We start from the raw sequence: 19,519 nt of genomic DNA on the forward strand, positions 1-19,519 counted from the left end.
TACCCCAAAAGGAGGATATCTCATGTTGCAAAATCAAAAAGTGATCATCATCGGCGGCAGCTCCGGAATCGGTCTGGAAACCGCGAAACAGGCGATTGCGCTCGGCGCGGAAGTGATTATAGCCAGCCGCTCGGAGCATAAACTGCAGAGCGCCAAAGAACAGCTCGGACCAAAGGCTGCAGCTTATACGCTCGATACGACGGACGAAGGACAGGTACAGGCATTTTTTGCAAAAGTCGGAGCGTTCGATCATCTTGTCGTCAGCGCCGCGGAAACCTCGGGCGGGCCGTTCCTTCAAACCGATACGGCGCAAGCCCGCAAGTTGTTCGAAAACAAATTCTGGGGCCAATACTATGCGGCCAAATACGGTGCGCCTCACATCTCGAAGAACGGGTCGATTACCCTGTTCTCCGGCGTGGTCGCCTACAAAGCGATGGTCGGCTCGTCCGCCCTTGGCGCGGTCAACGCGGCGGTCTCGAACCTGGGCCAAACGCTGGCGCTGGAGCTTGCTCCGATCCGGGTCAATATCGTTTCCCCGGGGATCATCGATACGCCTTCGCGCAGCAAAATGCCGGAGGATGCGCGCAATCAGTTTTACGAAACCGTGGCCGGCAAGCTCCCGGTCAAACGGGTCGGCCAAGCGGAGGATGTCGCGCGGAGCGTGCTCTATCTGATCCAAAACGGGTTCGTAACCGGCACCGTTCTGCATGTGGAAGGCGGGCATCTTTTGACTTAAGCTGATGTGGGGGAAGAACGTTCATGTCGGGCTTCTCGTAGCCCTGTGAGCTTGGTGAGATTAAAAATTTAGGTTAATTAGCATAACGAAACGGCGGCAGTTGAGGAAGAAAATATACCCTCGTCTGTCGTCGTATTTTATGGTCGATAAAACATATGTGAAAGATGCGGCTTATCGCTTCCTGAATAATAACGGATAACGAAATTTATACTTGACTATGACATAAGGTTATAGCGCATTATATATTAGATCATATATTATTTTTAAAGAAGTAGAGGATCTTTGGGATGAAAACACAATTTTTCACAGTTAAAGATATTGTACGAATAACAGGTATCACTGCTAGAACATTACACTTTTACGATAAAATCAATTTATTAAGACCAACTCGTTTGTCGGATAATGGTTATCGGGCTTATAGCTTTACTATCAAAACAACGACGATTAGGTACAATTATTACTGCGTTAGAGGATTATGTATCCGGAAAAGATATATTTAATTTGAATATCTTTAATAGCTCACCAATTTTTCCATTAGAAGAACAATATAGTCGTGAAGCCAAAATGATATATGGTGAAACAAAGATATACAAAGATTATGAGAAAAACCTGGAAAAACGATCTGATCATGAAAAAGCAAATTTATCTAATGAATTTTCAAATAATATGGAAAATGTATTTAAAAAAATAGCAAAACAAATTCATAACCCACCTTCGTCTGACGATGTTCAGGAATTAATTGCAGAATGGAAAAGCTATCTGGAACAATATATGACTTGTGATACAAAAATTTTGAAATGCATCGCCAATACCTATAAATCTGATAGCAGGTTTAAAAATTACATCAACCAATTCAGCGATGAGGATCTGAGCGACTTCGTTTATCAGGCCATTATATGCTATTGTCAAAAATATAGACAATAATAAAGCATGCTGCATAACCAGCATGCTTTACTTTACTAACATTAATTTAAGCTTCAAAATAGCCGGATGACTTCATGATTTCATCACCATCTATCATGGTAGCCTTCTCTATTGTCATACCCGTTTTTCTTAGGTATGCCTGTACGGCATGATATCCTACAGCATACCCTCCGCAGAAAGGCATGCCAAAGCCTTCCGTCTCAGGCATCATTGGATGTTTTCCATATATATATTTGCGAACCTCCATAAACCCTTTGACATCAAGCGATGTTGAAATGATTCTTCTTGCGGTTTCCAGATCTGCTCCTTGCACACTTGTTACCCAGGGGCCAATGTACTCCTCACCAAACATGCTGGCTGCAAAGCTTTCGGCCAAACCTTCAACAGCAAGATACTTCCCGACGGATACATCCGTCATAAAGTTCCATTGTGCATGATGGAAAAGCACATTGTGATGAAACTCGTGAGCTATGCATGCCCCCAGCTTTGGCAGGTTCTTTTCATTGGGATCAATCATTATTAATATATAGCCAGGTATAGACCCCATCCCTGTATATCCTTCCATCATGGCTAAAAATTCAGGATTGCCTAGGAAGATTCCTACGACAACCTTTTCAGGCAATGGAATGCAGGCTTGTTCAAAGCGCTCTACTGCAGCTTCCATGGCCCTTTTAGCATGATTCCAGGCATCGGCTTTTTCAAGCCTTTCTAACATTTCTACCATCTCAGAGTCACGGCCGGCTAGTTGGATACACCCCATGGCCTCGGGTGTCTTAGGCATATGCATGATTTCCAGCATCGGATGAAAAGGTTTTATTAATTTACCGCTAAAGAACTCACTTCTCTCCCCTTCAGGTAAGTTAAGCATTTCTTTATATAAGCCTAGGGTGTCTTGGATCATGATTTCCACTAAACGCATCTCCTTGTTATTCGATTGAACTTGTGATATCACTTAGTACAATCTCAACTATAGGGTATGACGTTACGTGAAAGTCAACAAAGATATCAAATTATTTCCTAAGCAGTTGAATGATGCCGGGAGATGCTTTGGTTACCGGTACGCCTGCAATCTCCGATTCAAGTCCCGGGTGCTGGCGTAAACCGATTGATAAATGCCGAATAAGTCCTGGTACACCGCCGCACGCTTCGGGTCCGGTTCGAACTGCCGATCATAGCCGACGAACCGGTTTGCGCACTCCGCGATGCTGGCAAACCAGCCGCAGCCGACCGCGGCAAGCATGGCCGCTCCTAAAGCGGGGCCCTGCTCGCTAGTCAGCTTCACGACCGGAGCTTGAAAAATATCCGCCTGCATTTGCAGCCAAGCCTCATTTTTGGCTCCGCCGCCGATAGAGACGATCGTCCCTACTTCGACTCCCGCTTCCCTCAACAGCTCGACCGACTCCTGAAGGGAGAACGTAATCCCCTCCATCACCGCTCGAACCAAGTGCTCGCGCCGATGCGAGCCGTCCAGCCCGATAAAGCTGCCTCTGATCACGGAATCCGCGTGAGGCGTGCGCTCTCCGACGAGATACGGCGTAAATAACAGCCCTCCCGAACCGGCCGGAACCTCGGAAACCTTCGCCAGAAAAGCGTCATAGCTTTCCCCGGCCGCGATCGTTTTCTTGAGCCAATCCAGACTGTACCCCGCCGCAAGCGTGACACCCATCGCATAATAGCTGCCGGGCTGCGAGTGGTTAAAGAAGTGGATGTTCCCCGCGAAATCCTTTTCCCGATCCTCGTAGGACAGGATGACCCCTGAGGTTCCAATGCTGCACAAAGCGTCGCCCTTCCTTAAAATACCGGCCCCGACCGCGCCGCACGCATTATCGGCCCCTCCCGCATACACCTTCGTATCCGGCGAAAGCCCTGTCCGGGCCGCGATTTCCGGCAGCAAGCAGCCGACGAAATCCAGCGATTCCGCAAGCTGCGGACATAGGCTCATGTCGATGCCGAAGGCCCCGCAAATCTCCCGGCTCCATTGCTTCCGCATCACATCGAGCAGCAGCGTGCCTGCCGCGTCGGAAATATCCATATGCAGCTTGCCTGTCAGACGGTAGCGCAAATAATCTTTGGGAAGCAGGAACACCGCCGCTTTGCGGAATAACTCCGGTTCATGCTCCTGCACCCACATGATTTTCGGGAGCGTGAAGCCTTCCAAAGCGGCATTTTTCGTAATGCGATACAGCCTCGGCCCAAGCTTGCTTTCGATCGTTCTACACTGTGCCGTCGTTCTCGTATCATTCCATAGAATCGCCGGGCGAAGGACCTGCCCCTGCTCATCCAGCAGCACCAGGCCGTGCATTTGTCCCGAGAAGCTGATCCCTTCGATATCCTTCGGTTCCACTCCCGACTCCTGCACCAACGCGCGCAAACCGTCCACGGTTTGACTTACCCATGCCTCCGGCTCCTGTTCACTGTAGCCGGGCTGCCCGTGCTGCAGCGGATAGCTTCGCGACGTCTCGCAGTGCACCTTCCCTTCCTGATCGACAAGAAGAGCCTTAACGGAGCCCGTGCCTAAATCAATCCCTACAACATATTTCATGCCCTATCCTCCCCAAGGAGTGATCGTTCCCCCGCTTATAAGGAAAAAATATACTCGTTCAGCTCGGCTTTGATCCGCTCAAGTCTGCCGGATTTGTTGCTTATGGTTGGGTTGCCGAGCGCATACTGCTCTAATTGGCGGAAATCCGCTTTGCCCGACACGATGTCGAGGCCGATGCCGCTCTTGAAGCTGCTGTAACGCTCATCCGTAATTTTCTCAAAAAAGCGGTCCTCGATCAATTTTGCCGCAACCTTCAAGCCTTTGGCAAACGTATCCATTCCCGCAATATGCGCATGGAACAAATCTTCCGGCTCGAATGACGATCTTCTGACCTTCGCGTCGAAGTTCACGCCGCCCGATCCGAGGCCCCCGTTGCTCAAAATTTCATACATCGCGAGAGTAACCGCATACAGATCGGTCGGGAATTCATCCGTATCCCAGCCAACCAGCAAATCGCCCTGATTCGCATCGATGGAACCGAGCATGCCGTGCAAGCGGGCTACACGCAGCTCATGCTCGAAGGTGTGTCCGGCGAGCGTCGCGTGGTTCGCTTCGAGATTCAGCTTGAAGTGATCCTGGAGCCCGTATTTTTGCAGAAAAGCAATGGTGGTCGCCGCGTCAAAATCATACTGGTGCTTCGTCGGCTCCTTCGGCTTCGGCTCGATCAAAAATTGCCCCGTAAAGCCGATTTCTTTCGCATAAGCGACCGCCATATGATAAAATCTCGCCAAATTATCGAGTTCAAGCTCCATATCCGTATTGAGCAGCGATTCGTATCCTTCGCGCCCGCCCCAGAACACGTAATTTTCCGCGCCCAGCTCTACCGCCGTTTCCAGCCCTTTCTTCACCTGCGCCGCCGCATACGCGTACACGTCCGCATTGGAGGTCGTCGCCGCGCCATGAACGAATCGCGGATTCGTGAACATATTGGCTGTGTTCCACAGCAGCTTCACCCCGCTCGCTTTCATATGCTCTTGGATGGAGGCCACGATCACATCCAGATTGCGGTTCGTTTCTTTCAGCGAATCGCCCTCGGGCGCAATATCCCGGTCATGGAAGCAAAAATAAGGAGCACCGATCTTCTCAAAAAATTCAAAAGCCGCCTCGACGCGTATTTTCGCCAAGTCCAACCCGGTGTAGTTCGCCCAAGGACGGATGGCCGTATCGGCGCCGAACGGATCGCTGCCCCCGCTTGTCAAGGTATGCCAGTAGGCCACGGCGAAGCGGAGATGCTCCTCTTGCGTTTTGCCAAGCACGATTTCCGATTTGTTGTAATGCTTGAACGCCAACGGATTTTTGGAATCCTTCCCCTCGTACTGAATCTTGCCGACCGTATTGAAATAACTCATATCGGTTCCTCCCCATGTTGGAAAAATGGCTTAATCTCATGTTAGCATCGGATACTTTGTTTGTACAGTAGACAAAGTAAGTCCATCTTTTATTTTTTGCAATCCGTGTTATGATAAGGAAAAAGAACCGAAATAGCAGGCTTTGGAGGATGGCATGAAAATCACCGGCGATTTGCAATTGATGAAAAAAATAAACAAATACCTTGTTCTGGATACGATCCGCCACCATTATCCGATTTCCAGAGCGGATATTTCCGTGAAAACCGGTTTAAATAAAACGACGGTATCTTCCCTTGTCACCGAATTGATCGACAGCCACTTTGTCACCGAAATCGGGCTTGGGGAGTCCAGCGGCGGAAGAAAACCGATGATGCTGCTCTTTAACCAACGGGCCGGTTACGCGATCGGCGTCGATCTCGGCGTGAACTATATTTTGGCGATGGTCACCGATTTAGGCGGGGCCGTCGTCAAGGAGAAAAAAATCGAAATGACCGATTTGAACGTGGAGACGGTGACGGAGAAGCTCAAGAAATGCATTCATTCGCTGATCAAGAAAACGCCTGCGTCTCCCTACGGCATTATTGGAATCGGCGTCGGCGTACCGGGTCTGGTCGACGATCAAGGAAACGTGCTGTCCGCCCCCAATCTGGGATGGACGGACGTTCCCCTCCAAGAGATGCTTCAGCAGGAGTTCAACCTCCCGATCGCCATCGATAACGAAGCGAACGTCGGGGCTTTGGGCGAGAAGGAGTTCGGCGCCGGGCGTTCCGTCTCGAATATGATATACCTCAGCGTCGGGATCGGGATCGGCGCGGGAATTATTTTGAACGACGCCTTGTATCGGGGAGTGTCCGGCTTCTCCGGCGAAGTAGGGCATATGACCCTGGCGCAGGACGGGCCCCTCTGCGGGTGCGGCAGCCGCGGGTGCTGGGAAACGTTTGCCTCGGAGAAAGCGCTCATCCACCAAGCGAAAGCCCTTCAGCTCGTTGACGAGAAAATTCAGGTCGCCGAGGCGATCGACAAAATCAACCTGAACACTTTGCTGCATCTGGCCAAGCGTGGAAATCGTCCGGTCATCGATTTATTTGCAAGCACGGGACATTGGCTGGGAGTCGGCATCACGAATCTGGTGAACGTGTTTAACCCCGAGCTCATCGTGATCGGGAACCGCATATCGCTGGCATCCGAATGGATAGCCGATTCCATCCGTGAAACGCTGAATTCGCACAGCCTCTCGTTCCATCGCCAAAAAATGAACGTCGTCTACGCACAGCTGGGCATGAATTCCTCGGCTGCCGGCGCCGCATCGATTGCGATCAACCGCTTCTTTTCGGCTATGAAGGCGTTAGGGGATTGATGTTTGCGGTCGCCCCACCCCGTGCAGAGGGGCAGGGACGAAGGCGACTTTAACAGCTCTTCCCCATCAGGAGGCGGCATTCACATCCTGCGGGTTGTTCTTTTTACCTTTTACCGATACAACAAAACAAATAAACAATATTAGGCACGCCAGGGTATACGGATAATTAACGTTCAGATCGAATAAAAAACCGGCTACGATAGGACCTGCGATATTGCCAAGACTGGTAAAGGCAGAGTTTAAGCCGGCAACATAGCCTTGCTGATCTTTTGCCACCATTGACATTTGCGTACTGATGGCCGGTCGTAAAATATCGATTGCCAGAAATATAATGAAGGTAACGGCAAAAATCAACCAGAATGTGTGGACAAAAAGCGTCAGCAGAATAAACAAACTGGCAAAGATCAGGCAGAGCGATATGACACGCTGCTCCCCGAAGCGCTTCATGATCCAGCTGAAGGCCGTAGCCTGAACGACAGCGCCGGCTATCGACCCGAACGTTATGATAAAGGCGATATCTTTAGGCCCAAACCCAAATTTGTGATCCACAAACAGTCCAAAGATCGTCTCAAAATTAGCAAGCCCAAACGACATGACAAAAACGATGATCAAGCTTAAAAAATAGGGCTCTTTATAAGCGTATCTCAATTGCGAGAGAAGACCGCCCCATTCTCTTGCGTCAGATGGAGTATCAGCTGTATTCTCTTTTGAAGGGAGCGATTCCCGAAGAATAAACAATGTAATACATGCAGCCAAGATCCCCGCAACCGCCGCGGCGTAAAAGGGCACGCGGATGCCGAATTCGGCAATATAACCGCCAATACCAGGTCCGATAATAAAGCCTGTTGTAATGGCTGCGTTAATGTAGCCCATCCCGGCCGCCCTTTCTTCCTTTGTCGTGATATCCGCCGCGTAAGCCATAACGGCCGGCATAATCATTGCAGCACTAATGCCGCCGAGCAGCCTGGAAACAAACAGTAGAGCAGGTGAACTTGCTATCCCGAACAGCACTTCAGAGAAGGCGAACACGGTCAAGCCGATGACAATCATCCTTTTTCTACCGAAGGAATCGGCCAACCGGCCGGCCAACGGCGAACAAAGAAGCTGCGTCAATGAAAAAGCCGCAACCAACAGGCCCATAATCCCCCCGGTGATGCCCAAGCTTTCCATGAACTTGGGCATAATGGGGACGATAAGCCCGATCCCCGAGAAGACCAGAAATAGATTGAACACGAGAATCAGTAAGGCGCCCCGATTTTTCGATAATAATTTCATTCTTACATTCCTCCATACTTCTGTAACAAAATACTGAATATTTATTCAGGATAGCGGCAAAAAAAAGAGCTAGCGGGTGCGGGTTGACTTCGCAATGCCATGCAGAAACACATCCATAGCTAATCGATAGGCCTCCAGCGCTTCCTCTCTTTCCATTCTCCGGCTATGTTGATTCAATCCAAGCATCAGACTATCCAAAATAATGGCGAGCCCGGTAACATTGGTGGTTTCGAATTCATGGTTATCGATCCCCCTCTGCAGCAGCTGCCGATTAAAGTCAAGATAACCTTGGACCATTTCATGAATTCGCTCCTCTACATCCGGAGCTTTCTCGGAGTTGTTGAAAAATTCATCGGCAGCCTTGGTTAGCGGATGGTTTAGTTGATCAAGCGCCAAATGCTCGGCCATACCATATAATTTATCGATCGTGGTGGGATACAGCGTTTCTTTGTCCAGCCATGTCTTATCCCATTCCGTGTTCCACTCTTCAAGTAAGTATAAAAAAAGCCCTTCCTTGTTCTTGAAATGATAATAAATGTTCCCGGCGCTGCACCCGGTCGCTTTCACGATATCTTCTATGGATGTTGCTTTATAGCCTTTTTGGGCAAATAAAGCTCTTGCAGCATCGGCGATCTTCTTCTTCGTTTGCTCGGTTTGCTGTTTCTTTTTATTCACATCTACTTCACCACTTTTCTGGATGACGGATTCTTTAAAGAGGACGCCAGTATAACACTGAACTTTTATTCAGTATTATAGGCGATGAACGAAGTCTTTTGCAAACCTTATCTCATCAATTCCCAAAATACGGATTTCCATAAACGTAAGGACTTGTAGGCACTTTTTGGGTGTCTATCGATTTGGCATCGATAGACAATACGCTTTTGCCGTCAAAATTACGTTTTTCAATGGTGCCGAGAGCGACCACATACATATCGTTTTGCCATTGTTCGGGGGTGTCGGTTTCTACAAGGATAGCAAGCGGTACGGAGTCTGCGACACAGCACCGCATCGCGAATCTTCCCACGGCAAATTGGTTTTTATTCATACTGTCGAGACGGTAAACATAACCGCTAATCTGCACTTTTTTACCAATAAATTGCTCTTGATACAAGTCCATCGACGTCAGCGATTCAATATAAAGATCATCGTTAATCGAAATGAGAGGCTGATTGTACATATCCGCAGCCTGTTTGGCATAGGGCCTTGTGTAGTCATTGAACGGAAAAGACGGTCCCGAATCCAATTGTAACTTATGATTGGGAATTAAGTTTGGAGCTGCATCACCAGAATTGCTAGTAAGCAAAATGCCTGAAGGGGTTAAATTTAATCCTTTTTGGGCCGCCATCTTACTTCCTAATACCGCATCGGGAATGAAAAAGGCAAGAACAAGCGGAACGATCAAAGCCGCATACATGATAATAACGCTTGGTTTCCATTGCTCGTGACTATGTGATGAACAAGCACAAGTGATCGCAGCGGTTTTCTTGTTGGACAAGACATCCCGAACCGCCAAATAAAGCTGGTGCATGGCCAGTACATACAGACCAAAGGCAAGACCCTTTACCCAAAGCTCCATTCTTGGAGCCACATAATAGCTCAACGCATCCGACCAGCTAATCCGGACAATAAAAAAAACAAATGCAATCAAGACCGCAGCTCGAATCGTTCGATGCGCAAACGCGGAATTTATTTTCATGTTTCCCCCGCCTCCATGTTATAAGTGCATATACAGTTGATCGAAGGCGACAGCCCCCAACAGAACAACGACCGCTGAAATGATCAGAACCGTAGCGACGGTTTTGAAGCGAAAGACTTTTAGCAGCATCAAAGTGCTTTTGATATCCAGCATGGCGCCAAATACGAGAAAAGCAAGCACTGCACCTAAACTAAAATCGGGAATGAACGTAGCTCCGACAAAAGAATCTGCTGTGGAGCAAATGGAAAGGACATAGGAAAGCCCCATCATAAACAAATGTGGGGTCCAGTCCCCGTCACTTAACGCAAGAAGCCACTTCTTGCTTACAACGGTTTGCAGCAAAGCTGTGACGGTAGCGCCCAAAACTAAATATTTGCCTACATCAAACATTTCAATGGCAGCATGCTCCAACGTTTCATGCAATTTCGTTTTCCATGCTGCGTTTGGCGCTTTGTTGGAATGCGGGGGCTTGATGTTGTTTTTGTCTGCAGCGGCCTGTTCATTAGCATTGTTCACTGTATTACGGAGTGCAGAAGCATGTACTCCCCGAGAAGCCCATAGCCCAATGAAGGCCGACGCGACAAACGCCAGCACCATGCGGGAGATAGCCATCTCCGGCTGGGCCTGAAAGGCACGAACGTGGAAGTAAATACGACCGGATTGATGACCGGCCCTGCCATCATAAACACAATGCCGATATACGGCGGCATGCCTTTGCGAATCAACCGGTGCACAACAGGGATGATCCCGCATTCGCAAAGCGGAAAAACGATACCCAAGAAACATCCGAAAAGGATGCCGGGAATCGTTTTTTTCGGTATCCATCGCTGCAGCAGTTGATCGCTAACCAGCGTTTGGAGCAAAGCAGAAATGACGACACCAAGTAAAATAAAGGGAAACGCTTCGAGTAAAATGCCAATCACCATGGTGCGAAAATCACTTAGAAAACTCATCGGGCCACCTCATCAAGAATAATCATCACAAAAACAACAAATTTTAAATTCGGATCATTTGTTTACCGTGTTTTTCCCTTTATTTAGTTTAACTTCGGATTGTTATATCAACATCAACGCATGATTAAGAAAATACGAAGACCACTTCAAAAGCCCTCTTTTCCTTTACAAAAACATCACCTCTATTTAATCTCACAAAAACAAAATACAAATAAAATGCAATAAAACAACTATAAAAACAACTAATTATTATGTTTTTGTATTGTTTTATTGTTAAAGGAGGGAATGCCTATCTAAGCCATCGGTACGAGCACACATGAAGCTATTTACATCAATCCATCATTCAGGCTTATGAAAAGGAGGACTTCACTTGTTGAACGCCAAGAAATTTGTATCCGCATTCCTGGCTTGCACCATAGCAACTTCTGTTGTTAGTTCAGCAGGAGCAGGCTCTATTCCGGCAGCGATCGCAGCAGCTACAGTCGACACGCCGGTCGTTTCCGTACCCGCAGGACGCTATGAGCAATCTGTTACCGTTGTGCTTAGCTCCACCACCTCAGGTGCAGACATCTATTACACGTTGGACGGAACCATGCCTGACGAAACAAGCCTTAAGTTTAACGGAACGCCGATTGTCCTTAAGGAGTCGACGAATATCTCAGTGATCGCCTTGAAAGACGGCGTCTGGAGTAAACCCGCTACATACGGCTACATCATCAAAACAACCGAAAAACCGCTGCTGAAATTCGCCGCGATGTCGGATATCCATATCGGTCCCGGCACGGAGGCTGAGAATGCCAAGACACGCGCAAGGTATGCTAGCAATTTCGATGTTCTTTCTTCCATCTTTCCCAATCCGGACGCCATAGTTATTGCAGGCGACATCATCAATGACAACGGTGATGGCAAAGGGCCGGATCATCAGTTTGCACGCGATGTACTGCAAGAACAATTGGCACGCAAAAATTGGTCGGACATGCCCGTTCAGATTGCGATCGGCAACCATGACGCAAGCGTAGCCGAAGTGAAAAACTATTACCCGGCGGAATGGTTTACCGATCAACCGAATGGCTATTACGAGAAAACAATCGGCGGCTATTCGTTTTTCTTTTTGAATGGGAACAATTATAACGGCGACACAGGACAAAGAAACTGGCTGAAGGGTCGGCTCGCAGCCATAACAGCCGATCCGGCGAATCTGAATAAGCCGATCTTCATTACTTTGCATCATCCTGTGTCCGGCACCGCCATGGACGGCCAGCAAGGAAGTAATCAGAACCTGTATACGGATTTGAAGGATTATCCGCAAGTCTTTGTTTTATCCGGCCATTCGCATTTGAATATTAACGATGATCGTTCGATCTATCAGAAAGATTTTACCGCTGTCAATCTTGGGTCCATGTCATACATCGAGGTAGATCATGGCTATTCCGCTGTCACGGAAGAAGGATTGATGGATGGACGATTCGAATTCCCTGTCAACCAATCCCAACTCATTGAGGTATACAAGGATCGTGTAGAGATTGAACGCGTGGAGTATAACGGAGATCCAGGCTCTATCTATCTGGGTGGCAAATGGCAAGGCAATAATTCCCCAACACCTTATAAAAGTGCAGGCGCATTGGCAGGAAAAAAATGGGTAGTGGAATTAACAGGCAATACGAAGGATGAAATAAAAAGCAATTTCACGTATACCTCAAGCAACCGCAACAAAACGGCACCGCAATTCCCGGCGAACCCCGACCTTAAAGTGCTGCCGGGTTCGAATATCGTGCCGATGCTCTCGTTCAAGCAAGCCAAGGACGATCAATCCGTGCATCATTATGAAATCAAAGTGTATAACCAGCGTACGGCAGAAGTCGCAAAGTCGTACAATGTTTTATCGGACTTTTACTTCTCTCCGATTCCGAACAAAATGAATATCCCGATAGCGGGTCTGAGCCCGGCTACGTCCTACGTCCTTACCATTGCGGCAGTGGATGCTTACGGCAACAAGAGCGCGCCTTTGCAGACTTACTTACGAACGGAAGGCACGGCACCGGAATTGACGCCGATCGATCCGAGTACGATGTGGAAGCAGCTTGTGTCCGACATGAAATTTGACGGCAATTTGAATGATGATGCTGCCGGTGCAACAGGACTGGCCACCTCTGCCGGTAATGTCACTTATGTGGCGGGCAGATCCGGACAAGCGGCCAGCATTCCGGCCGGCAATGCCAATTATATCGATCTTGGAGACAGATCCGACTTGAAGTTCGGTAGTGGCGATTTCACCGTATCGTTCTGGCACACCGGCAATTTGGCGGGCGATCAGGCGGTAATCTCTAACAAAAACTGGAATTCCGGTAAAAATGCCGGATGGTATATTGGGCCTGCGACTACGAACAACATGACGCTTAACATGGCAGACGGCACCAATCGTATCGATTATTCGGCTCAAAGTGTAGGTTCAGAATGGCACCACTTCACCATATCCGTAGACAGGACGAACAAGACGGCCACCACTTACGTCGACGGTGTCATGAAGGCGACCAAGGATATCACCGCACTGGGTACGTCCAGTATGGATACTCCTTATCACGTCATCATCGGCGCAGACGGTAATAAAGGAAACGGCGGAGCAACCGTTACGCTGGACGATTTAAAGATATGGAAGCGCCCCCTATCCGCTACGGAAGCCAAAGCGTTATCCGATTCGTACCGGTCGACAACTTTGTACAACTTTAATCAATTGACAGAGAAAATTCAGGAAGCTGAACAATTCATTGCGTATGTCAAAGGAACTACAGGATTATCACTTCCCGTACAGGCACAAAATGAACTGGATACTCGACTTGCTAACGCCAAGGTTATTACTTCTGGCGACAGAGCTGCTGCAATCGATCAAGCCTATCTCGATTTGATGTGGGCTTTGCAAACTGCCCGGAATGGCATCATCTATACATTCGTTCCAAAAATGGCTTTCTCTATCCACTCTTTTAGCTCTTATGCAGACAATGAGAACGCTGTAGCCAGCAACATCTTGGACGGTCAAGAAACAACCATCTGGCATTCCAAATGGGAAGCGCCCGCTGCGCCATTCCCGCACTGGGTCATTATCGATATGGAGAGCACGTATAAACTGAATGGGATTCAGAGAAAGAGCCGGCCTAACCAAAGTGCGATGGAATTTCCGAAAACATTCGAATTGTACGCGTCCGATAACCCGGCCGACTTAAACGGTCCTGCTTTCTTGAGCAATACGGCCAACAAAGCCTCCGGCACGTTTGGGAAAACTTGGACAGGCAACGTATATACAGACTTTGTCTCTTTGGATAAGGCTGTGCAGGGCCGCTACGTAAAATTCGTAGTTACCGGAACCTACAATACGGATCCATCCAAAACATTTACAAGCATGAGCGAGATCGATTTTACCGGTGATAAGGTTGCGAGCGGGAACGCGAACCTGACGGATCTGAAAATTAACGGTGTCTCGGTAGACGGCTTCACACCGGATACATTGGAGTATTCGCTGAACGTTCCGAATACTGTGACGAATGCGAAAGTTACCTATACGACTTCAGAACCTCAGGCAACGGTAGTAATCAATGGCGACTCCAACCTCCAGGTTGGCAATAACGTTGTGACAGTGACCGTAACAGCACCGAACGGAAACGTCAGATCGTATGTCATCCATCTGAACCGTGCCGATATATCGCCTGCTACTTTGAGTGATTTGCGCGTTAACGGGGTGACGTTGAGCGGTTTCGCATGGGATAAGTTTGACTATTCATTATCGGTACCGTATGAGACTACGGTGACAAGCATAACTTATTCAACAGCAAGTCCTACTTCGACCGTGGTGGTTACTGGCGGAGATCAATTAATTGTCGGTAAAAATACGGTTACGGTTACGGTAACAGCTCAAGACGGGACTAAGAGCATTTATAGCATCGTGATTATCAGACAGCCTCAGGGGCTATCGTCCGACAGTTCCTTGCTCGATCTGCGCGTAAACGGAAAGACGTTGGATGGATTCGCTTCAGACAAGCTCAATTATTCATTGTCGGTACCGTATGAGACTACGGTGACAAGCATAACTTACTCAACAGCAAATCCAGCTGCAACCGTTGTGATTGCCGGTGGCGATAAATTAATTGTCGGTAAAAATTCGGTTACAGTTACGGTAACCGCTCAAGACGGAACGAAGAGTATGTATAGCATCGCGATAACCAGACAACCTCAAGTGCTATCGTCCAACGCGAACCTGCTTGATTTGCGTGTCAATCAGATCGCATTGAACGGATTCGCACCGGACAAGCTGAGTTATACGGTTGATGTCTCCTATGGCACAACGGTAGCGGCGGTGACTTATTCCGCCGAGCATGCCACATCCCAAGTCGTTGTTACTGGCGGCAGCAGCCTGCTCGTCGGCTCGAATCGTATCTCTGTCCTTGTCACTGCACAGAACGGAACGACTAAAGAATATGTGATACTAGTTAATCGATTGCCAAATTCGTCGGAATCATCAGATTCGTCGGGGTCATCAGAATCGTCACCTTCATCTCCAACGGCAGTAGCACCGCCAATGAAGCCGGAGCTGCCGGGTAACTCGGCAGTGATCAAGGACGAAGACCTGCAAAAGAACTCTGTATCTGTATCCGTCGCACTGACGGAAGGACAGAATCGCATTATCATTCCAATCGCGCAGGTAGATCAGCTTAATGGGCGTCCATTACATGTCCAGGCACACGATGTAAAACTGATCGTTCCTGCCGATCTGTTGAAATCCGCAACCAGCTTGCTGCCATCTGTTGACGACTCCGCTGTGATTACGGTAGAAATTGAACCGGTCTCAGCAGAACAAGCGAACCGGACATTAAAAGAAGCGAGCAGCAAGGATAACGGTCTTTATACGCTGGGCGGAAAGGTATTCGACCTCGCGATCTTCGTGACCGATGCTGCCGGGAAGCGGTATGAAATGACTGAGTTGAAAAAGCCTGTAACCATTACATTCCCGATTCCAGTTGGAATGAAGCCGAAGCTGGCCGGTATCTATAAGATTCTGGATGACGGAAGTCTTACGTACTTGGGCGGAACACTTACAAACGGTAATACCGCAATTGAAGTCGGAATTGACCGTCTCGGCCATTACGCAGTCCTTTCATTGGAAAAACATTATAGTGATGTAACAATCATGCATTGGGCATACTCGACGATTCAAGAACTGTCCGCCCGGCATATCGTGAACGGAGTGACGAACTCGAGCTTTGCACCAGCCCAAGATGTTTCCCGTGCTGAGTTTGCATCGCTTCTCGTACGAACACTTCATCTCAAGTCTTCCGAGACGGCTCCGTTCGATGACGTGGCTGGAAACGCATGGTATGCCAAGGAAGTATCCGCCGCTTATAAAGCAGGCATTATCACAGGTGATTCCCGGCAAATGTTCGATCCGAATCGAAGCATTACCAGAGAAGAGATGGCCATTATGCTTGTCCGCGCTTATGAATATCGAACGGGTGTAAAATTGGAAAAAGCTTCAACGGAACTCTCCGATGCTTCAATGATCAGCGATTGGGCTTTGCCTTATGTTCATCGTGCAATCAAAGCGAAGCTGTTGACGGGACGCCAAGAAGGGCTGTTCGTACCGGCTGAACACACGACACGGGCAGAAGCGGCTCAAGCGGTTTACAATTTGTTGAAATAAAAAGAAACACCCCCTCAAAGTGGTGCCTTGGCTTCAAAGCCGATTCAGGTACTTTGCGGGGATCCCCGAAATTAATAAGGTCTTAAAGTTGATCGCCACCCAGTTGTATGAGAGGCTGGCTGGCGATCTTCTACATCGAGTAGCCAAGGCTGGTCCGAACGCAGAAGTTCCCCTTCTATTGGGATCAACGTGCCAATGAAAGCATCAAGGCAGGCTTTTACCGTGTTTATCTCTTCGCCTTATAAAACTCATGATACAGCTTCATGAGAGCTCTTTTCTCAATCCTTGACACATAACTTCGCGATATGCCTAACTCCTTCGCAATTTCCCGCTGAGTCCGCTCTTCTCCACCATGCTCTAGTCCGAACCGCCCTACCACGACTTCTTTTTCGCGGTCGTCGAGAATATCCAGATTTTTGTAAATTTTGCTCTTCTCGATCTTGAGCTGCACTTTATCAACCACCTCGTCGGAGTCCGTACCGAGGATATCGATCAACGTAATCTCATTTCCCTCCTTATCCGTCCCAATCGGATCGTGCAGCGATACGTCCTTGCGCGTCTTTTTCAGCGAGCGAAGATGCATCAGAATTTCATTCTCGATACACCGCGCCGCGAAGGTCGCCAGCTTGGTCCCTTTGTCTGGGGAAAACGATTCAATCGCTTTGATCAAACCGATCGTACCGATGGAGATCAAATCCTCCAGATCCTCCCCCGTATTGTCGAATTTCTTGACGATGTGCGCGACAAGCCGCAGGTTATGCTCGATGAGCACATTGCGCGAGTGTTGATTGCCTTGAGCCATCAGCTTCAAATGTTTGTCTTCCTCATCCTCCGCCAAGGGCTGGGGAAACGCGTTGTTTTTTACGTAGGAAACGAGTAAAGAAAGCTGTTTAATAAATAAAGCTACGGCACTGAACAATCCGGGCATTCCAGCCACCCCCTAAGGTGTTTGCCGATCACGGTCTCGGAAATCTCCGCGCAAAGATTAGTATTAGTGTATGTAGGCGAATGCCCGGAAGTGCCTGTACACAAAAGTTTACATCTATTTCGCACGGCCGCAGCGTCGAAGCTACCGAAAACGTCCTTAGAAAAAAAACATTCCCTCATAAGAGAGAATGTAGAAAAAAACAATACTTTCTGAAAAATAATTGAACATTAAAAAAAGAGGGAAATATTTTATCCTCCTTATTATTTTCCCAACGTCTCAGGTAACGTTTTTCTTATTACTCAAATCAATGAATTGTAATCATAGCCTATTTTAACGGTACGTAATTTTGCTATTTACTCTAACTTAATGACGAACCCATTATCTCCATTTTCATTCTGGTGTTTCCCAATTAAGCCAAATGGGTCTAATTGATTTATGATACTTCTTACCGATAAAAAATACGGAAGCAAAATGGATGATATAGGCAGGGAACAAAACTCTAATAGTTGCACTGTCGGTAGCTAATTTTGCACTTTCAAAATCCAAAATCCAGTGTCGGAATGGTTCAGTATATACAATAGAATTGAGTACTGGATTTAATCCGATAAGGAGAATGTTTTTATCATCGTTTCCCAAATAATTATTCAGACAGATTAAAATGCTTATTACAGCCAACCAAAATGTCGCTTTCTTGGAGAACACCAACAACCCCACCTCCCGCAATTTCTTCTATATTATACCATACAGGTCTGAACGGCTTCTTTACTGTATCCCTTTTCTATATAAAAAAAGAAGCACCTTTTAAGCGCTCCTTGATCAAATCTGCATTCCTCATAAACTCCCGCTCCTATCACTGGGTAAATCTTCATACCCAATTGTCATATCGCCCCACTTTTTAGCGAACCATGGTATAATATGCCTATATTATTCAGGAGTTGATTACATAAATGGACTATCAAATGATTCAATGGGTCTTTAGTGGAATCGGTGTTTTTTTCATTCCAATAATACTTAAATCTATATTTGTACCACATCCAATTATAAATATCACTCTTGAAGAAAAATCTTTTCTAAGCGGCCATCATCGTGCAATGAGAAGATTATTCTTTGAGTGCTATGGTATGTTAGCAATATGCTATGTGTCTATAATCGGCACATCAATAGATACAGAAGCCCATCCAATCACTGATCAATTTCCTTTTGTGGAAAATTCCAACTTACCAACATCATTAATATTATTTTTTGAAATTGTCGCTTTGATGATATTTATTTTTCTTTTTTCAGTTTCTTTATTTAAAAAAAGTTTAAGAAAAGTCTTCAAGAATAATAACAAAAGGAAAACTAGAAAAGCTTATATATGGTTCTTCACTATTTCTTTCGTTTATTTTCTTATTTTGTTATATACCTTTGGATATATGATAAATTTATTTCTAAATTTACTAAACACTAAGCTTCAATTAAACAAAGAAACAACAATGGAAGTAATCTTTTATATGCCTACATCGTTAAGCATGTTTGGATTAAGCATTATTGTTCTCGTTCTCTATTTATTATTAAGATTTTTATTATTCCCTATGATTTCTATAATTCAATTTATTTTTACACCAGATATTACTGCTACAATAACTTTAAATAATGGAACTATTCTTTCTAATAAATACATATTACGTCCCAGTATTGATGGCAATATCTTAATCGGAGATAAACCAAATATTTCTGATGGCTGCAATAAAACAATGCTTGCAAAACAAACCATAGTAAGAGTTGATTTTAATTGGAATCAAGATTCAATAGAAATGGATGCAGCACACAATGATAGTGAGCATACCATTACCAACAATGTTTTCACTAGTAGTCAGTGTGAAAGTACTAAACCATTACCATCTAAGAGTCTATTAGACGAAGAAATTGATAAGATTCTTAATAAAAAGAGTATTTTACTTCCACCAGATTATAAAAAGTAAGGAGTATCCATCCATGTTCACATTATAATCAAGGGTCTGTAAAATAAATTGTGTAACCTCTCAACTGAGATAAATTTGGCAATACTGACTACTAGATCAAAGTTGGAGG

Annotated in this window: 12 protein-coding genes and 2 pseudogenes; 5 read left to right on the forward strand and 9 right to left on the reverse strand. The window is 46.8% G+C overall.

The window, feature by feature from the left end:
* Positions 1–22 precede the first annotated feature (22 nt).
* Both KQX66_RS20175 and KQX66_RS20180 read left to right on the forward strand, forming a co-directional pair.
* A complete protein-coding gene (locus KQX66_RS20175) occupies positions 23–736 on the forward strand; it encodes an SDR family oxidoreductase (RefSeq protein ID WP_216794603.1) in 714 nt (237 codons plus the stop codon).
* A gap of 287 nt (positions 737–1,023) precedes the next feature.
* A pseudogene (locus KQX66_RS20180) lies at positions 1,024–1,660 on the forward strand (MerR family transcriptional regulator).
* Between the two features lie 46 nt (positions 1,661–1,706).
* Here the strand turns inward: KQX66_RS20180 and KQX66_RS20185 are convergent.
* The 3 genes from KQX66_RS20185 to xylA form a co-directional block, all read right to left on the reverse strand.
* Positions 1,707–2,561, reverse strand: coding sequence for a DUF2268 domain-containing putative Zn-dependent protease (locus tag KQX66_RS20185; protein ID WP_253957305.1), 855 nt, complete (start codon positions 2,559–2,561; stop codon positions 1,707–1,709).
* A 150-nt stretch (positions 2,562–2,711) separates the two neighbouring features.
* Positions 2,712–4,202, reverse strand: a complete 1,491-nt coding sequence (gene xylB, locus KQX66_RS20190; RefSeq protein WP_216794605.1) for a xylulokinase — start codon at positions 4,200–4,202, stop codon at positions 2,712–2,714.
* A gap of 35 nt (positions 4,203–4,237) precedes the next feature.
* Entirely contained in the window at positions 4,238–5,551 is a 1,314-nt protein-coding gene (gene xylA, locus KQX66_RS20195) for a xylose isomerase (protein ID WP_216794606.1), read from the reverse strand.
* 154 nt (positions 5,552–5,705) lie between these two features.
* Here xylA and KQX66_RS20200 point away from each other — a divergent pair, with 154 nt between their 5' ends.
* On the forward strand, positions 5,706–6,908 hold the full coding sequence (locus KQX66_RS20200) for an ROK family transcriptional regulator (protein ID WP_216794607.1): 1,203 nt from the start codon (positions 5,706–5,708) through the stop codon (positions 6,906–6,908).
* 66 nt (positions 6,909–6,974) lie between these two features.
* On the opposite strand, the gene KQX66_RS20205 is transcribed toward KQX66_RS20200, so the two are convergent.
* The 4 genes and pseudogenes from KQX66_RS20205 to KQX66_RS20220 form a co-directional block, all read right to left on the reverse strand.
* Complete coding sequence (locus KQX66_RS20205; protein ID WP_216794608.1) at positions 6,975–8,183, reverse strand: MFS transporter; 1,209 nt, start codon at positions 8,181–8,183, stop codon at positions 6,975–6,977.
* Positions 8,184–8,252: 69 nt separating this feature from the next.
* Positions 8,253–8,858: a TetR/AcrR family transcriptional regulator gene (locus KQX66_RS20210; RefSeq protein ID WP_216794609.1), complete on the reverse strand. Its 606-nt coding sequence runs from the start codon at positions 8,856–8,858 to the stop codon at positions 8,253–8,255.
* A 115-nt stretch (positions 8,859–8,973) separates the two neighbouring features.
* Positions 8,974–9,879: a TIGR03943 family putative permease subunit gene (locus tag KQX66_RS20215; protein ID WP_216794610.1), complete on the reverse strand. Its 906-nt coding sequence runs from the start codon at positions 9,877–9,879 to the stop codon at positions 8,974–8,976.
* A gap of 18 nt (positions 9,880–9,897) precedes the next feature.
* Positions 9,898–10,832, reverse strand: a pseudogene (locus KQX66_RS20220) (permease).
* A 370-nt stretch (positions 10,833–11,202) separates the two neighbouring features.
* Between KQX66_RS20220 and KQX66_RS20225 the strand changes: the two are divergent.
* Positions 11,203–16,518 (forward strand): cadherin-like beta sandwich domain-containing protein, encoded by a 5,316-nt coding sequence (locus KQX66_RS20225; protein ID WP_216794612.1) that lies wholly within the window; start codon positions 11,203–11,205, stop codon positions 16,516–16,518.
* A gap of 226 nt (positions 16,519–16,744) precedes the next feature.
* Here the strand turns inward: KQX66_RS20225 and sigK are convergent, their stop codons facing one another.
* Both sigK and KQX66_RS20235 read right to left on the reverse strand, forming a co-directional pair.
* Positions 16,745–17,446, reverse strand: a complete 702-nt coding sequence (gene sigK, locus KQX66_RS20230) for an RNA polymerase sporulation sigma factor SigK (protein WP_216794613.1) — start codon at positions 17,444–17,446, stop codon at positions 16,745–16,747.
* Between the two features lie 390 nt (positions 17,447–17,836).
* Positions 17,837–18,148: a hypothetical protein gene (locus tag KQX66_RS20235; protein WP_308647254.1), complete on the reverse strand. Its 312-nt coding sequence runs from the start codon at positions 18,146–18,148 to the stop codon at positions 17,837–17,839.
* Positions 18,149–18,393: 245 nt separating this feature from the next.
* Here KQX66_RS20235 and KQX66_RS20240 point away from each other — a divergent pair, with 245 nt between their 5' ends.
* Positions 18,394–19,410, forward strand: coding sequence for a hypothetical protein (locus KQX66_RS20240; protein WP_216794615.1), 1,017 nt, complete (start codon positions 18,394–18,396; stop codon positions 19,408–19,410).
* Positions 19,411–19,519: the final 109 nt, after the last annotated feature.

Origin of the sequence: Paenibacillus oleatilyticus (assembly GCF_018998565.1) — a bacterium.
In the GTDB taxonomy this organism is placed as follows: Bacteria; Bacillota; Bacilli; order Paenibacillales; family NBRC-103111; genus Paenibacillus_G; species Paenibacillus_G oleatilyticus.

What these genes read in the sequence shown, in the direction of transcription:
- KQX66_RS20175 (WP_216794603.1), top strand. Translation starts at nt 23, where the DNA reads ATGTTGCAAAATCAAAAAGTGATCATCATCGGCGGCAGCTCCGGAATC.
- KQX66_RS20185 (WP_253957305.1), bottom strand. Translation starts at nt 2,561, where the DNA reads ATGATCCAAGACACCCTAGGCTTATATAAAGAAATGCTTAACTTACCT.
- xylB (WP_216794605.1), bottom strand. Translation starts at nt 4,202, where the DNA reads ATGAAATATGTTGTAGGGATTGATTTAGGCACGGGCTCCGTTAAGGCT.
- xylA (WP_216794606.1), bottom strand. Translation starts at nt 5,551, where the DNA reads ATGAGTTATTTCAATACGGTCGGCAAGATTCAGTACGAGGGGAAGGAT.
- KQX66_RS20200 (WP_216794607.1), top strand. Translation starts at nt 5,706, where the DNA reads ATGAAAATCACCGGCGATTTGCAATTGATGAAAAAAATAAACAAATAC.
- KQX66_RS20205 (WP_216794608.1), bottom strand. Translation starts at nt 8,183, where the DNA reads ATGAAATTATTATCGAAAAATCGGGGCGCCTTACTGATTCTCGTGTTC.
- KQX66_RS20215 (WP_216794610.1), bottom strand. Translation starts at nt 9,879, where the DNA reads ATGAAAATAAATTCCGCGTTTGCGCATCGAACGATTCGAGCTGCGGTC.
- sigK (WP_216794613.1), bottom strand. Translation starts at nt 17,446, where the DNA reads ATGCCCGGATTGTTCAGTGCCGTAGCTTTATTTATTAAACAGCTTTCT.
- KQX66_RS20240 (WP_216794615.1), top strand. Translation starts at nt 18,394, where the DNA reads ATGGACTATCAAATGATTCAATGGGTCTTTAGTGGAATCGGTGTTTTT.